This is a genomic window from Thermophilibacter sp. ZX-H3, from assembly GCF_052599055.1.
The window spans coordinates 60,221-74,251 of sequence record NZ_JBQXES010000003.1 but is presented as its reverse complement, the minus strand read 5'-3'; the positions used below and the strand labels follow the sequence as shown (position 1 = coordinate 74,251).

At 65.7% G+C, this 14,031-nt stretch carries 15 protein-coding genes; 6 read left to right on the top strand and 9 right to left on the bottom strand.

All coding sequences use genetic code 11. The features are described 5' to 3' along the window. Positions 1 to 79: 79 nt before the first annotated feature. Positions 80 to 1,318, bottom strand: coding sequence for an MFS transporter (locus ACULPM_RS02100; protein WP_445331268.1), 1,239 nt, complete (start codon positions 1,316 to 1,318; stop codon positions 80 to 82). Between the two features lie 60 nt (positions 1,319 to 1,378). On the opposite strand from ACULPM_RS02100, the gene ACULPM_RS02095 reads away from it, so the two are divergent. Then, positions 1,379 to 2,803: a DUF2252 domain-containing protein gene (locus ACULPM_RS02095; RefSeq protein WP_445331269.1), complete on the top strand. Its 1,425-nt coding sequence runs from the start codon at positions 1,379 to 1,381 to the stop codon at positions 2,801 to 2,803. A gap of 7 nt (positions 2,804 to 2,810) precedes the next feature. On the opposite strand, the gene ACULPM_RS02090 is transcribed toward ACULPM_RS02095, so the two are convergent. The 4 genes from ACULPM_RS02090 to ACULPM_RS02075 form a co-directional block, all read right to left on the bottom strand. Further along, on the bottom strand, positions 2,811 to 3,185 hold the full coding sequence (locus ACULPM_RS02090; RefSeq protein ID WP_445331270.1) for a hypothetical protein: 375 nt from the start codon (positions 3,183 to 3,185) through the stop codon (positions 2,811 to 2,813). A gap of 274 nt (positions 3,186 to 3,459) precedes the next feature. After that, on the bottom strand, positions 3,460 to 3,888 hold the full coding sequence (locus tag ACULPM_RS02085; protein ID WP_445331271.1) for a type II toxin-antitoxin system VapC family toxin: 429 nt from the start codon (positions 3,886 to 3,888) through the stop codon (positions 3,460 to 3,462). Continuing rightward, the gene (locus ACULPM_RS02080) at positions 3,881 to 4,162 is read right to left on the bottom strand and encodes a type II toxin-antitoxin system RelB/DinJ family antitoxin (RefSeq protein ID WP_445331272.1); all 282 of its coding nucleotides are present in this window, start codon (positions 4,160 to 4,162) and stop codon (positions 3,881 to 3,883) included. The genes ACULPM_RS02085 and ACULPM_RS02080 overlap by 8 nt, the downstream gene beginning before the upstream one ends. 319 nt (positions 4,163 to 4,481) lie before the next feature. Beyond that, complete coding sequence (locus ACULPM_RS02075) at positions 4,482 to 4,823, bottom strand: winged helix-turn-helix transcriptional regulator (RefSeq protein ID WP_445331273.1); 342 nt, start codon at positions 4,821 to 4,823, stop codon at positions 4,482 to 4,484. A gap of 131 nt (positions 4,824 to 4,954) precedes the next feature. Here ACULPM_RS02075 and ACULPM_RS02070 point away from each other — a divergent pair, with 131 nt between their 5' ends. The 3 genes from ACULPM_RS02070 to ACULPM_RS02060 are packed head-to-tail and all read left to right on the top strand — an operon-like array spanning position 4,955 to position 7,232. Further along, positions 4,955 to 5,599 (top strand): NAD(P)-dependent oxidoreductase, encoded by a 645-nt coding sequence (locus ACULPM_RS02070; RefSeq protein WP_445331274.1) that lies wholly within the window; start codon positions 4,955 to 4,957, stop codon positions 5,597 to 5,599. A 27-nt stretch (positions 5,600 to 5,626) separates the two neighbouring features. Next, positions 5,627 to 6,451, top strand: coding sequence for a protein-ADP-ribose hydrolase (locus ACULPM_RS02065; protein WP_445331275.1), 825 nt, complete (start codon positions 5,627 to 5,629; stop codon positions 6,449 to 6,451). Continuing rightward, complete coding sequence (locus ACULPM_RS02060; RefSeq protein ID WP_167929513.1) at positions 6,375 to 7,232, top strand: SIR2 family NAD-dependent protein deacylase; 858 nt, start codon at positions 6,375 to 6,377, stop codon at positions 7,230 to 7,232. Before ACULPM_RS02065 ends, ACULPM_RS02060 begins: the two co-directional genes overlap by 77 nt. Before the next feature lie 105 nt (positions 7,233 to 7,337). On the opposite strand, the gene ACULPM_RS02055 is transcribed toward ACULPM_RS02060, so the two are convergent. Both ACULPM_RS02055 and ACULPM_RS02050 read right to left on the bottom strand, forming a co-directional pair. Continuing rightward, positions 7,338 to 8,369, bottom strand: a complete 1,032-nt coding sequence (locus tag ACULPM_RS02055; RefSeq protein WP_445331277.1) for a helix-turn-helix transcriptional regulator — start codon at positions 8,367 to 8,369, stop codon at positions 7,338 to 7,340. Positions 8,370 to 8,675: 306 nt separating this feature from the next. Beyond that, positions 8,676 to 9,536, bottom strand: a complete 861-nt coding sequence (locus tag ACULPM_RS02050) for an AraC family transcriptional regulator (protein ID WP_445331278.1) — start codon at positions 9,534 to 9,536, stop codon at positions 8,676 to 8,678. A gap of 143 nt (positions 9,537 to 9,679) precedes the next feature. Between ACULPM_RS02050 and ACULPM_RS02045 the strand changes: the two genes are divergently transcribed. Next, entirely contained in the window at positions 9,680 to 10,066 is a 387-nt protein-coding gene (locus tag ACULPM_RS02045) for a hypothetical protein (protein ID WP_167929501.1), read from the top strand. Between the two features lie 353 nt (positions 10,067 to 10,419). On the opposite strand, the gene ACULPM_RS02040 is transcribed toward ACULPM_RS02045, so the two are convergent. Next, complete coding sequence (locus ACULPM_RS02040; RefSeq protein ID WP_167929500.1) at positions 10,420 to 12,033, bottom strand: peptide chain release factor 3; 1,614 nt, start codon at positions 12,031 to 12,033, stop codon at positions 10,420 to 10,422. A 287-nt stretch (positions 12,034 to 12,320) separates the two neighbouring features. Here ACULPM_RS02040 and ACULPM_RS02035 point away from each other — a divergent pair, with 287 nt between their 5' ends. Beyond that, on the top strand, positions 12,321 to 12,950 hold the full coding sequence (locus ACULPM_RS02035; protein ID WP_167929499.1) for a helix-turn-helix transcriptional regulator: 630 nt from the start codon (positions 12,321 to 12,323) through the stop codon (positions 12,948 to 12,950). 5 nt (positions 12,951 to 12,955) lie between these two features. Here the strand turns inward: ACULPM_RS02035 and ACULPM_RS02030 are convergent, their stop codons facing one another. Further along, complete coding sequence (locus tag ACULPM_RS02030; RefSeq protein ID WP_445331279.1) at positions 12,956 to 13,942, bottom strand: helix-turn-helix domain-containing protein; 987 nt, start codon at positions 13,940 to 13,942, stop codon at positions 12,956 to 12,958. Between the last annotated feature and the right edge of the window lie 89 nt (positions 13,943 to 14,031).

The window sequence follows — 14,031 nt, the reverse complement described above, 5'->3', positions numbered from 1 at the left end:
TTCTCAGCGGGCTGGGGGCAGTCCCCGCCCGTGGGCCCGCCCTGCCCCAGATTCGCTGAGAGGAAAAACCCGTCCCCTTTTACTCGATGTGGCGGATGGCGGGGATTGCCCAGGTCACGCAGGCGAGAAGAACCATCGCGGCGCCGGCTCCCACAAACCACGCCGGTGCGCCCACCGCGTCCGCGAAGAGCGACGAGAACGCCAGCCCAAGCGGCATCGCCCAGGACATGATGGCGCCGTAGAGGCCGAAGACGCGGCCCAAATACTCGGGCGGGACCTTCTCCTGCATGAGGGCGGTCTGCGGGCCGGAGTAGAACGGCGAGCTCAGGCCCATGAGGAAGCTCATGGCGAGAAACGCCACGAAGCCGCCCGCCCCGAGCATGCCCGCCACGAGCGTGGCTACGCCGTAGAGCGCCGTCGCCGCCACGACGGTGAGCGCGCGGTTCCTGAGGCCGCCCGTGGCCGCGAGCAGCGCCGAGCCCGCGATCATGCCCACCGAGAACACGATCTCCGCCGTGGCGGCGTCTCCCGTGGTGCCACCGAAGTGGTCGAGCGTCATGAGCGGGAAGAGCGCCGAGATGGGCGAGAAGACCAGCGTGAAGACGAAACCGCACCAGAGCAGTGCGAAGAGGCCGCGGTAGCCGCGCAGAACGCGGTAGCCGTCGGCGGTCTCAGCCGCGAGGGCGCGGGCCTGCGCCATGAGGCCGAGGTTCTTCTCGCCTGCTGCCTCGCCCCGGACAGCGCCGCCCACGTCGAGCCGTGCCGCCAGAACCGCGACCGTGGCGAAGAGCGCGCCTGCGACGTCGAGCGCGATCATGGCCGTGAGCCCCCAGAGCGGGTATATCACCGCCGCGATGGCCGTGCCGAGGATGTAGCCGCCCGACTGCACTGCCTGCGTCACGCCCGCGAGGCGCGTGAGGTGCTCGGCAGGCGCCACGAGCGGCGTGAGCGCCTGGAAGGCCGGAGTGTGCAGAGAGCTGCCGATAGCCCGCACAAAGAGCGCGACCATGACCACCCACACGGGAAGCGTGCCCGTGAGCGAGATCGCCGCCACGACGGCGCTCACCGCCGCGATGAAGAGGTCTGCGCCGATGAGCGTGACTTTGAGCGGCAGGCGGTCCACGATGGTCCCCGCGAAGGTGCCAAAGAGCGCCAGCGGCAGGAAGCCGGCGAGTGAGGCCAGCGAGAGCATGCTCGCCGAGTTTGTCGTGAGCGTGATGTGCCAGACGAGGCCCATCTGCAGGATGGAGCTCGTGAGCACCGAGACGAGCTCGCCGCCCCACACGCACGCCAGCTTGAGCTTCCAGCTACTCTCCAAAATGCCGTCCCCCTTATGTGACAATCGAACCTGTCCCCATTGTCACATGAAAGGACTCGCATGGACGAGCTTGAGATAATCGAGAAGAACGCAGCTCCCAGCTCGCAGGCAGTGCTCTACCGATCGGCGCCCACCGTGGAGGAGCGTCAGGCCGCAGGCGCCGCCGCGCGCAAGACGTGCCCGATCGCCTCGCTCGGCGCCTGGGAGCCCCGCGCGTCCAGCGAGCCCGCCATCGACCTCATCGAGCAGCAGTCCGTCACGCGCGACCCCAGCCTCGTGCCGCTGCGCTACGAGCGCATGGGCGTCTCACCGTTCACGTTCTACCGCGGCAGTGCCGTCATCATGGCCGCCGACCTCGCCACGATGCCCGTCACCGGCCTCGAGGTCCAGTGCATCGGCGACGCGCACGTCGGCAACTTCGGCATCTTCATGAGCCACACGCGCCACCTCGTCTTTGACGTCAACGACTTCGACGAGACCGCTCCCGGGCCCTGGGAGTGGGACGTCATGCGCCTCGTGGCGAGCATCGAGATCTGCGGGCGCGACCGCGGCTTCTCCAAGGAAGACCGCCGTGACGCCGTGCGCGCCTGCGCCAAGCAGTACCGTCGCACGATGGCGCGCTTTGCCGAGGTGGGAGAGCTCGACGTCTGGCACGCCCACCTCGACGTGGAGCGCGTGCTCGATGAGTTTGAGCTTGACGGCAAGACCGGCCGAACCATCCGTAAGGTCGTGGAGAAGGCGCGCGAGAAGGACAGCGTGCGCGCAGCCGACCGCCTCACGGTACGCGCTGGAGACCGTCTGTGCTTTGACGCGCGCCCGCCGGAGCTCGTGCCGCTCTCTGAGCTCTCCACCGAGCAAGGATACGACGCTGCCCAGCTGAGCCACGCGCTGCGCGGCCTGCTCGACACCTACTTCGAGAGCCTCCCCCGCGACTGCCGCGTTCTTCTCGGCCGCTATCGCCTGCAGGACGCGGCGCGCAAGGTCGTGGGCGTGGGATCGGTGGGGCGACGCGCCTGGATTGCGCTGCTCACGGGCCGCGACGAGAATGACCCGCTGGTCCTCCAGGTCAAGGAGGCGGAGGAGTCGGTCGTGGAGCACTACTGGCGACCGAGCGGCTTTGCCAGCCACGGCGAGCGCGTGGTGGAGGGTCAGCGCCTCGTGCAGTCCACGAGCGACTTTCTGCTGGGCTGGACGAGCGTGCCCACGGTGGGCGGCAGCACGCGCGACTACTACGTGCGCCAGCTCTGGAACGGAAAGGGCTCGATCGACCTCACCGCGGTGGGCCCGGAGAGCCTGGAGAACGTCGCGCGGCTCTGCGCGTGGTCGCTCGCGCACGCGCACGCCCGCACCGGCGACGAGGTGGCCATCGCGGCCTACCTCGACGACGGCCACGCCTTCGAGGACGCCATGTGGGACTTCGCCCGCGCCTACGCCGACCAGAACGAGGCCGACTACCAGGCGTTTATTGAGCGGGTTAACTCATAGTCGCCTTCTATGCGTCCTTGCTCAGCACGGCGACACGCTGCTGAGAGAGGCCTACGAGAGAGGCAATATCTCGCAAGGTGAGGCCCTCGTCGCGAAACCGGCGAATCACTTCCCTAGTGAGACCAGAGGAGATACGCTGCTTCTCCTCAGCCTCCCTGCGCGCCGTCTCAAGCTCCTCAAGCATTCTTTGCGAGTCAGAGTCGAGCACCGGCAAAACCTCAACGGTCCCCACATCAACACCAAGAAGTGACGCTGCATCACGAACCATGTCCGCAACCTGGTCGAGCCTGCGCGCTTGGGTGAACAGACCCGGAATCTCCTCAACAGAGATGGCCCACCAGCCTTCGCTCCGCGTCACTCGCGCCGTTACGTCCTTTGCCATGTCATTCGCCCCCAAACAGGTAGCGGAGTATCGCGCGAGAAGTAATCTCATTCACCTCAGCATGACGGGGGATTGTCGTCTGCTTGCTCCCAACACTCACCTTTGTGTGGCTCGAGCCCTCTTCCCAGACCACCAAAAGCCCCTTTGACTTCGCCAGCTCGGAGATTCGTTTCCTGAGAACACGATACTTCATTAAGTACACCCCCATTGATAACACAACTCAATAGATATTGTCTTAATAAGGTTATGGGGATTGAATTAAGCGAGTGACTGCCTAGCCAAAGGTCTCGAGGTACTCCGCGCAGGTCATGGCGCGGACCTTTGATCGCTTGTACGCGTCCGCGTCGCGCGTGAGAATGACGTCCACGTCGTTGAGCTCGGCGCAGGCGCGGATGAGGCCGTCCTCAAAGTCCGGCTCGCCGCAGCCGAGCGAGAGCTCGCACTCCTCCGCTCCCATCGGCGCGATCACGAGCAGCTCGCGTAGCCATTCCACCGATCTTCTCGCCTGCACCTCGCTGTATTGGCGCTGAAGCACGTAATACGCATCCTTAAGAGAGCCAACGGCAACAAGCCCCAGGTCTCCCCCGCCGTTGCACCGGTGAAGGACCTCGCATGCCTCTGTAGACTGCGGCCTTTCCTTGCAAACCGCATCGAGAAGAACGTTGGTGTCAAAGAGCAGCCTCCTGCTGTTGAAGTCACGCATAGCGGCTCGCAATCATGTCGCGCATCTGCTCCTTGGTGAGGTTGACCAGCCACGGCTCGGCCTTGGGAAGGCTCTCCCTGAACTCCATGAAGCGTTCCCAGGCACCACGGGGCTCCTCCGACGGCGCCACCTCCGGCACCTCGCCCGTGCGCGCGATGTTCTCCCAGACCACCTTGATGACCTCGGCCGGCGTGGACCCCGCCGCGCGGATGTAGGCGTCCGCGCGTTGACGAATCTTCTCGTCAACGCGCCCGGAAACGACCGCTGTTGCCATGCGAACCTCCTTTGTAGACGTGTCTACATTGTAGCAGAGAGAACGTACACGCCGTCTCGCGCAGCACAAAAGAAGTCAACGTAAGTCAAACAAGTCAACGGAAGTCAAAGAAATCAAAGAGCCGAGTATGAGCGCCTGCTCGAGGCCGGTGTAATAGAGGAGCCCCGGCCGGGCGTCTTCAAGTTCGCCCTCCCGGGGTTTAGGGAATATCTGCTCGAACACGCATAGGCAGCCGCTCGGCCGCATTGGCTCATTTGGCTTCAATCGACATGAACCCCGTCGCCCGGATATAGGCACCTGCTCGACGCGCGCTTCGTGGTCAGCCCACCAGTTGCGCCTTGAAGCCCTCACCCCAGGCCTTGAGGGCATCGATCACCGGAGCGAGGCTCTGGCCCAGCGGCGTGAGCGAATACTCCACGCGCGGCGGCACCTCGGCAAAGACCTCCCGGTGGACAAGCCCGTCTGCCTCCATGGCCCGAAGCTGGCTTGTGAGCACCTTCTGCGAGACGCGCCCGATGCCGCGCTGTAGCTCGCCGAAACGCTTGGTTCCGCCCAGGAGCTCACGCAGGATGAGCACCTTCCACTTGTCGCCGATGAGCGAAAGTGTGGTCTCCACAGGGCACGCCGGCCACTCGCGCTGCCTGAGGTTCTTCTCGGCCACTTCCTTCATCGCAGTTCACCGCCAATAGTTACCAGGAGGTACTTACCGCACTTTATTGTGCCTACTTTCTCTTGTGCACCAAAGGAGAGACTATACCGGTGTCCGCAGAAGCGCAAGAGAAAGGAACCGCAATGTCCGAGAAGAATCTCAAGGTCGCCGTCGTCGCCGCCAACGGCCGCGTAGGCCAGCTCGTGGTGGAGGAGGCAGCGCGCCGCGGCATGGACGTCACCGCCGTCGTGCGCGGAGAGAACAAGACCGCTGCCGAGAAGAGTCTCGTGAAGGACGCGCTCGAGCTCACCGCCGCCGACCTCGCCGGCTTTGACGCCGTGGTGGATGCCGCGGGCGGCTGGACGCCCGAGACCATCCCCGCGATCACCAACGTGGCCGTCCACCTGGCCGACTGCGTGGCCGGCACGCCCACGCGCCTCGTCGTCGTGGGCGGAGCGGGCAGTCTCTTCGTGAACCCGGAGCACACCGCCACCGTGGACCAGGGCCCCGACTTCCCCGAGGACTGGAAGCCGCTCTCGGCCGCCCACGGTGCGGCTCTGGCCAACCTGCGCGAGCGCACGGACGTCGTGTGGACCTACGTCTCCCCCGCCGCCGACTTCCAGGCGGACGGCGAGCGCACCGGCGCGTACACGCTGGCCGGCGAGGAGCTCACGCTCAACGCGGCCGGTCAGTCCACGGTGAGCTACGCCGACTACGCCATCGCGATCGTCGACCTTCTCGAGAGCGGTGAGCACGTGCGCGAGCGCGTCTCCGTGGCGAGCAAGTAGGCGCGGCGAGAAGGGCGGGCGACGGTCATGACGCAGGACGAGCGCAGGCGCTCTCTCATTGACGCGCTGCTCGCGGAGCGGGCGAAGGGCGAGAAGGTCGCGGTGCCGGAGGGCACCGACGACCAGCGGGCCCTCCTGCGCGCACTCATGAACGTTCGCCCGCCCGCGCCCGTGGCGGCAGAGGCACTGGCCGTGCAGGATGCCTACCTCGCGGAGCGCCTGCGCGAGCGCGGCGGGGCGGTCGACGCGACGGCGCTCCCGCCCGTCGACGCCGCGGACCCCGTGTTCTCGCGCGTGGCGCTCTGGCGCGGCGACATCACGCGCCTCGCGGCAGACGCCGTCGTGAACGCCGCCAACGACCAGATGCTCGGGTGCTTTGTGCCCGGGCACCACTGCATCGACAACGCGATACACACCTACGCCGGCATGCAGCTGCGCCTGGACTGCGCGCGCCTCATGGCGGCGCAGGGGCATGCCGAGCCCACGGGCGAGGTCAAAGTCACGTCCGCGCACAATCTGCCGTGCCGGTACGTGTTCCACACCGTGGGACCCATCGTGCGGGACGGCCGTCCAACCCCGCACGACGAGGTTCTTCTCGCCAGCTGCTACCGGGCGTGCCTCGAGGAGGCAACGCGCCGCGGCATCTCCACGCTTGCGTTCTGCTGCATCTCAACGGGTGTCTTCGGCTTTCCGCAGGAGGAGGCGGCGCGCGTCGCCGAGCGCGCCGTCCTCGACCACCTCGTATACACCGACCACGGGCTCAAGGTGATCTTCGATGTTTTTCTCGACTCTGACCAGCGCATCTACCAGGAGCTCCTCGACGGAGCTCGAGCGGCTCGCCGACGCGCTTGACGCTGCGGACGCCGTGCTCGTGGGAGCCGGGGCCGGGCTCTCCACAGCAGCCGGGCTCACATACTCCGGCGCGCGCTTCCGCGAGCATTTCTCCGACTTCATCGAGAAGTACGGCTTCACGGACATGTACTCCGGCGGGTTCTTCCCCTTCCCGTCCGAGGAGGAGCGCTGGGCGTACTGGAGCCGCTACATCAAGATCAACCGCTACGACCCGGTGCCCACCCCGCTCTACGAGCACCTGCTCGAGGCGCTGGGCGAGAAGGACTTCTTCGTCCTCACCACCAACGTGGACCACTGCTTCCAGCGTGCGGGCTTTCCCAAGGGGCGCCTCTTCTACACGCAGGGCGACTACGGCCTGTGGCAGTGCGGCGTCCCGTGCCACGCGCGCACCTACGACAACGAGGCCGCGGTGCTGCGCATGGTCGCCGAGCAGCGCGACATGCGCGTGCCCGCGGGGCTCGTGCCGCGCTGCCCCGTCTGCGGGGCGCCCATGACCATGAACCTGCGCGCGGACGACACCTTCGTGGAGGACGAGGGATGGCACGCCGCCGCGACCCACTACCGGGACTTCGTTCGCCGTCACCGGGGCTCGCGCCTGCTGCTCCTTGAGATCGGCGTGGGCGCCAACACCCCCGTCATCATCAAGTACCCCTTCTGGCGCATGGCAGCCGAGAACCCGCGCGCCACCTACGCCTGCGTGAACCTTGGGGAGGCCGTGGCTCCGGCGGAAATCGCCGAGCAGAGCATCCTTCTCGACGTGGGCGCAGCGGAAGTGATTTGAAAAGGGGACGGGTTATTTCTCTCAGGGAATTTGGGACAGGTTATGCCCCGAGGGCATAACCTGTCCCAAATTCCCTGAGAGAAATAACCCGTCCCCTTTTCATCGTCACTCTTCCCGGCCGAACGCCTCCCAGAGCAGCGTCACGATGCCGCAGACGAGGCCACCCACCGGCCAGGCCACCCAGAACCACATGGCCGAGGTGCCCTCCGGGGTCCAGGAGTCCATGTTTGGCGCCGAGAACACCGGCGCAAAGAGCAGCCACAGGCCCACGATCGTGGCCACGATCATGATGACGCCGCACACGGCGCCGAGCTTCTTGCCACGCCGCCTCTGGGCGAGAAGAGCCTCGCGCTGCGCCTCGTCCAGCTCTGCGGATACGATGTCCTCCACCTCGAGGTCCTCGGCGATGGAGCGGTTGTACTCCTCGACGTTGACCCGTCCGAGCAGCATGCCGCCGCGCACGATCCACCACACGCCCAGGGCGATGAAGAACATGAGGAAGAAGAGGCCCCAGTTCTCCGCCGTCCTCTCGAGCATGAGCAGGCAGCCGATGCCCGCAAAGATGAGCGCGAGCCCGGCGATGAGCGCTGCCGAGAACTGCCGGCGGGCTGCCGCGCGGTCCTCGTCGGTGTAGAAGTCCTCCACGTAGGGGTGCGCCTTCTGAAACGCCGTGTGTTCCATGCCCGCGGGGACGAGAAACGCAAGGCCCGCGAGGATGCCCACGAGCACGATGATCACGAAGAGGCCGTCGCGCCCATTCCAGGACGCCAGCTCGACCGAGCCCTCGAAGAGCAGGCCGAGCGCGATGCCCAGAAGGATGAGGGCCACGCCGGTGGGGACCTTGAGCGCCATCATGCGCCAGTGCTCCTCGTAGCCGCAGACGTCGGTGGGCGGGCCGGCGGGGATGGGCGCGGCCGTCGCGGGCGCGGTGCGGCCGGTGAGGTTGCCCGTCACGAGCTCGTCGAGCGTGCAGTCGAAGATCTCGCACATCTTGAGGAGCTTGTCCATCTCCGGCTGGCTCTTCTCGGCCTCCCACTTGGTGACGCTCTGGCGGGAGACGCCGAGCAGCATGGCCAGCTGCTCCTGGGTCATGTTGCGCTCTGCGCGCAGGTGCTGAAGGTTGTCGCGAAAGCTCATGGTCTGCCCTTCGTCGGGATGTGCTCTGTCTGCCGGCACCTCATAGTCTGCAGGCGCGCACGGCGCAATTCTACCAACCGACGGTAAGCAATTTGTCCGATTTTGCGGCAACCAGAGGGCACCCACCGGTTGCGCGCCGCAGGTAGATGCGTTGGTCGGCCGCATGACCTTCTCGACCGCACGTCCTTCTCGCCAAAACCGCCGAGACAGAGAAACGGCACAGAATAGCCCCTCCGAGAGGCCGATTCTGTGCCGTTTCTCTGTCTCGGCGAGGTTGGCCGCAGCGGGTGGGCGAGAAGGACAGTGTCACGCTTTGCAGTGTACCGGCACCCAGATCTCGCTGTAGGCGGTGCCGTCGTCGCGGACGTCGCTGAACGAGAGCATGCGGAATCCGTCAAGCTCGTAGGGTACCTCGGCGAGCCACTCGGCATAGATGCGGGCAGTCGTCTGCTGCATGGTCTCCGGATGGGGACCGTCATTGGGGAAGACCGCCCAGGTGAGCGCCGGCACCTCCACGAGCGCGAGGTTCTCCCCCGCCTCATGTGCCATGGTCGGCACGCCGATGAGATGCGTGAGCTCGCCCGCTTCCTCCTGAAAGTTGGTGTCCGAGTTCCAAGAGGCGTTCACCACACGACGCGGCTCCGTGTCCATCAGGCGGTGCATCTCGGTGCGCTGCGCCTCCGTGATGCTGAGCGCAAGCTCCGCGATCGCGGGGTTCTCGCCCTCGAACTGCATCGGCACACGCGCCACGACGCCAGCAAGGCGAAACTCGCCCTTCTCGACGATTCGATACTCCATGAGATGACCTCCCTTTACGTCAACCGCAATATGTAGAGGTGAGCGCATGTGCGAACCAAGCTGTGCGACGTCCGAAGGAAGTGTGCCGCACCAAGAGCGAAACGCTCGAGAGAAGCCCTCGACCGAATCATAGCCATAGCGAAACGCAACCTCGGTGACGGAGCCACCGGCCATGAGATCGGAGGCCGCCGCGGAGAGGCGCCGCTCGCGGATGTAGCGCGATGGCGCCATGCCGGCAATCAGCAGAAATGCCGCGCGAAGCTGCTCGGCGGTGACACCGGTCGCCCGGGCGACCTCCTCGGTCGTTGGTGCCTCAGCAAGATGGCGCTCAATGTAGTCGAGCGCGTGCTCAAGATACGAACCCGGCATCCCCTCACCCCCCTCCTGCGAAATTGTACGTTGCAGCACCCAGCCGCACCCGACGGTTTGTCGGGAACTTTGTCGGCTGCCCTGAGGCGGACTTTTTTCTCTTGGGTAGACTGACGGTAACGGCACGACCGAGGAGGTGCCCTATGGAGAAGCGTCTCACCAGGGCCGCGATCGTCTACGGCGCAGTCTGGCTCGCCTGCCTTGCCCTGTACTGGGGGTCCCTCGCGACGGGCGCCCTCGGCGGCGGGGGCATCATGGGCTACATAATCCTGACGTTCCACCTAGCCCTGCCGATTGCCGGCGTCGTGGCGACCTTTCTGGTTGGGCGAATGGCTCAGCTCGGGTGGCGGCGCCTCGCCGCGCCGGTCGCGATCGCCATCCTCTACGTGCTCCACTCTGCGTCGACGTTCAGCCTCTCGAACGCCCTCGGTCTCACCAACATCGCACCGGCAGACCTTGCGACCTTCATGTACGGCCTCATCCCCGCCGCGATCGGCCTCGCCGTCGGCTGCGCCACCGCAAAGCGGTAATCAGAGAATAGACGGTTCATGGCCCCCGGCCGGCACTCATAAGTGTCGGCCGGAAGAGACCTCCGTGCCGACACTTGAGCGCAAACGCCGAGAGGGTGCCGACACTCCAGCTCATAATCTGTCAACTAGGCCGACACTCCCTGCCGACACTCATGAGTGTCGGCAGGAGGCGCGACAAGAGGCGCGGCAGAGGGCGAGAAGGACACGCCGCTCGCGCATAAGTCGGAGCTTGCGGCGGTGATTCAAAAGGGGGACGGGTTATTTCTCTCAGGGAGTTTGGGACGGGCCTGAGGCGGTAAAAGCCTCAGGCCCGTCCCAAACTCCCTGAGAGAAATAACCCGTCCCCCTTTTGGCTAGAACGTGACGTTGCCGAACTCGGAGAGGCGCAGGCCCTCGTTGTGCTCCTCGGCCCAGTTGAGGTTCCACGGGCTCGTGAAGAGCAGCAGCTTACCGCCGCGCATGTCCTCCACGCGCAGGGTCTCGCGCGTGAGGTTGAGGCTGCGCATGTCGACCTCGCCGTCCTTCTCGTCAATCCAGCGGATGAGGTTGTACGGCAGCGGCGAGCGGTACACGTCAACGTGGTACTCGCTCTTGAGGCGCTGCTCGAGCACCTCAAACTGCAGCGTGCCCACCACGCCCACGATGACGCGCTCCATGCCGGCGCCGTACTCGCGGAAGATCTGGATGGCGCCCTCCTGGGCGAGCTCCTCCATGCCCTTCACGAACTGCTTGCGCTTGAGGGTGTCCACCTGCTCGATGCGCGCGAAGTGCTCCGGCGCAAAGGTGGGGATACCCGCAAACTGCACGCGACGGCCCACCTTGCAGAGCGTGTCGCCGATCGAGAAGATCCCGGGGTCGAAGAGGCCCACGATGTCGCCGGCGCACGCCTCGTCCACCGTGGCGCGGTCGTCGGCCATCATCGCCGTGCCCGTGGCCAGCTTGATCTTGCGCTCCCCCTGCACGTGGAAGGCGTCCATGCCGCGCACGAACTTGCCCGAGCAGATGCGCAGGAAGGCGATGCGGTCTCGGTGGTTCTTGTCCATGTTGGCCTGGATCTTGAAGACAAAGCCGGAGAAGTCCGGGTCCGTGGCCTCAACCGGCTCGCCCGTGAGGGAGTCCGTGTGCGGGCCGGGCGCGGGCGAGAGGCGCAGGAAGTCGCGCAGGAACGGCTCCACGCCAAAGTTGGTGAGCGCCGAGCCAAAGAAGACCGGCGTGAGCTTGCCCGTGCGCACGGCCTCGAGGTCAAACTCGTGGTCCGCGCCGTCGAGGAGCTCGATGTCGTCCATGAGGGTGCGGTGGTTCTCCTCGCCGATGAGCTCGTCGAGGGCGGCGTCGCCGAGCGCGGCCTCCACCTCGCCCACCTTCTTGGTGGCGTTGGCGCGACCGTCGCCCTCGAAGGCGAGGACGTGGCGGCTCGCGCGGTCAAAGACGCCGCGGAACGTGCGCCCGTTGCCGATGGGCCAGTTCATGGGGTACGTCCCGATGCCCAGGACGTTCTCGATCTCCTCCATGAGGTCAAAGGGATCGCGCGTCTCGTGGTCGAGCTTGTTCACAAAGGTGAAGATGGGGATGCCGCGCAGCGCGCACACCTTGAAGAGCTTGACGGTCTGCGCCTCCACGCCCTTGGCGCCGTCGATCACCATGACGGCGGAGTCCGCGGCCATGAGCGTGCGGTAGGTGTCCTCAGAGAAGTCCTGGTGGCCGGGGGTGTCGAGGATGTTCACGCAGTGGCCCTCGTAGGTGAACTGCAGGACCGACGACGTGACGGAGATGCCGCGCGCCTTCTCGATGTCCATCCAGTCGGAGACCGCGTGCTTGGCCGAGGCCTTGCCCTTGACCGAGCCGGCGCTCTGGATGGTGCCGGTGTAGAGCAGGAGCTTCTCCGTGAGCGTGGTCTTGCCCGCGTCCGGGTGCGAGATGATGGCAAAGGTGCGGCGAGAAGAGATCTCCTCCTCAAGGCTTGGCATGCGCTTCCTCCCGTGATTCAAAAGGGGACAGACCTCTTTTGAATCATTTTCGATGGCGTAGATTGAGCGCAGCTATTGTAGCGGGAATCGCCATGCCGCACGCAGGACAGCGGGGAAGCTTCAAGCCCCTCGTGCTTATCGCCAGCTCACGGGCCATGTAAGGAACATTTGACAGCACCGGGCGGCCTTGCGAGACCCGGTGTCGGCCACCTTTGATGGTACGCTCTCCCCCACGGTGGCACGTTCTTCTCGACAAGGGTCGAGCCAAGGAGCGGAGGGGAGGCAGCATGGAGCTGGGAAGTCACATCAAGACGCGGCGCGCGGAGCTCGGCATCTCGCAGGACGAGCTGGCAAGTCGCATCTACGTAAGTCGCCAGACAATCTCTTCGTGGGAGAACGACAAGACCTACCCCGACGTCCAGAGCCTGCTGCTCCTCTCGCAGGTTTTTGGCACGACCATCGACGAGCTCGTGAGAGGAGACGTGGACACCATGAAGGAGACGGTCGAGAAGGACGTGCAGCTGCTCAGGCGCCTAGGAAACGTGATGCTGGGCTTCATCGTGCTGATGGTGCTCGCCCTGGTCTGGTGGGTCTGCCAGATGACCGTATGGGACCTCTCGATCCTGCAGACGCTGCCCACCCTGGCACTGGTGATCGTGCTCTGGGGCATCGCCCTGTTTGCGGCGCGATGGGCCGACCGCATCAAGAGGGAGCACGACCTCGTCACCTACCAGGAGGTCCTCGCCTTCTGGAACGGCGAACCCGTGGACCGGGACACCGAGCGCGGCCGGCGCGAGCGCCTCATTCCCAGGTGGATGAGGGTCGTCCGCATCGTCGGCTGGGCGCTCCTTGGGATGGCGATGGGCTTCTTCATCGGCTACGGGATCGCGTGGCTCGCGGAGACGCTGCTCGGGTAAGTGGGTCAAAAGGGACAGTCACTTTTGACCCATGCGCGCGGGGACATGCCCGTGAAGTCAGAGAAGGCGTGGCAGAAGGCCGAGGGGCTTGGGTAGCCGAGAAGAACGGCGACCTCGGAGACGGTATAAGCCCTATCCCCAAGGAGACGGCACGCGCGCTCCATCCGCAGCTGGCGGGCGTACGCGCCCACGCTCTGGCCCGTCTCGCACCTGAATGCGTCGCAGAGCCGTGAGCGACTCACGTAGAGCTCCTTAGCCAGCGCATCGAGAGAGGGCGGCGTGACGCCCTCCTCGACGGCGGACGACAGGAGCCTCCTCGCGTGACTTACCAGCGCACTTTCATCTTGGTCGGCACCACTCCCCTCCGCCACCAGAGACGCCATGAGAGAAGTGACGGTCGAGAGAAGCCCGAGCGAACCGCCAGGACCAAGCGGCGGGCCCACGGGTATGTTGCCGAGCGCATAACGAATCGCTCCCTTGGCCTCGGGACCCCAGGTGCCGTCGAACGCCGAGAAGAGCCCGCCGAACTCCCCCGGATAGCTACGGTCCAGCTCGTCGAAGAAGTCGGGCAGACAGATGATGGAACGGGAACGGTAGACGTGACCAGCGAGCAGGCGGCTTGAGAGCGAACGAGGGCCGCGCTCGACGAACGTGGCAACCTCGTCCCGCGGATGCCGCGCGCCGCCCCCGGCGCCGACGAACCTGATCGGAAGCCCGCAGTCCCGTGAGCACACCACCGCGTCGTCCCCCATCGTGCAGGCGCAGGCGTACGGCCCGAGCGACCCCTCGAAGAGCGGCATGTCCTCAAGCGGGGTGACGTCGTGGCAGAGCACGAGGCAGTGCGGAACCGATGCGCAGAGCCACATCGAGCCCGTCGCCACGGAGCCGCGCGCCTCGCCCACCCAGATGCCGCCCCGGCGCTCGAGCCGCACACCGAGCTGCTCGACCTGCGGCTCGAAGAGCGCGACGAGCTCGCGAGGAATGTCACCCATGCCCGCCATCTTGAGGGTTCGTCCGCCTCCCTTGAGGAATCGTCCCGTGTTAGTTAGCCGTAGCTAACAAATAGCCGTCCCCATGATAC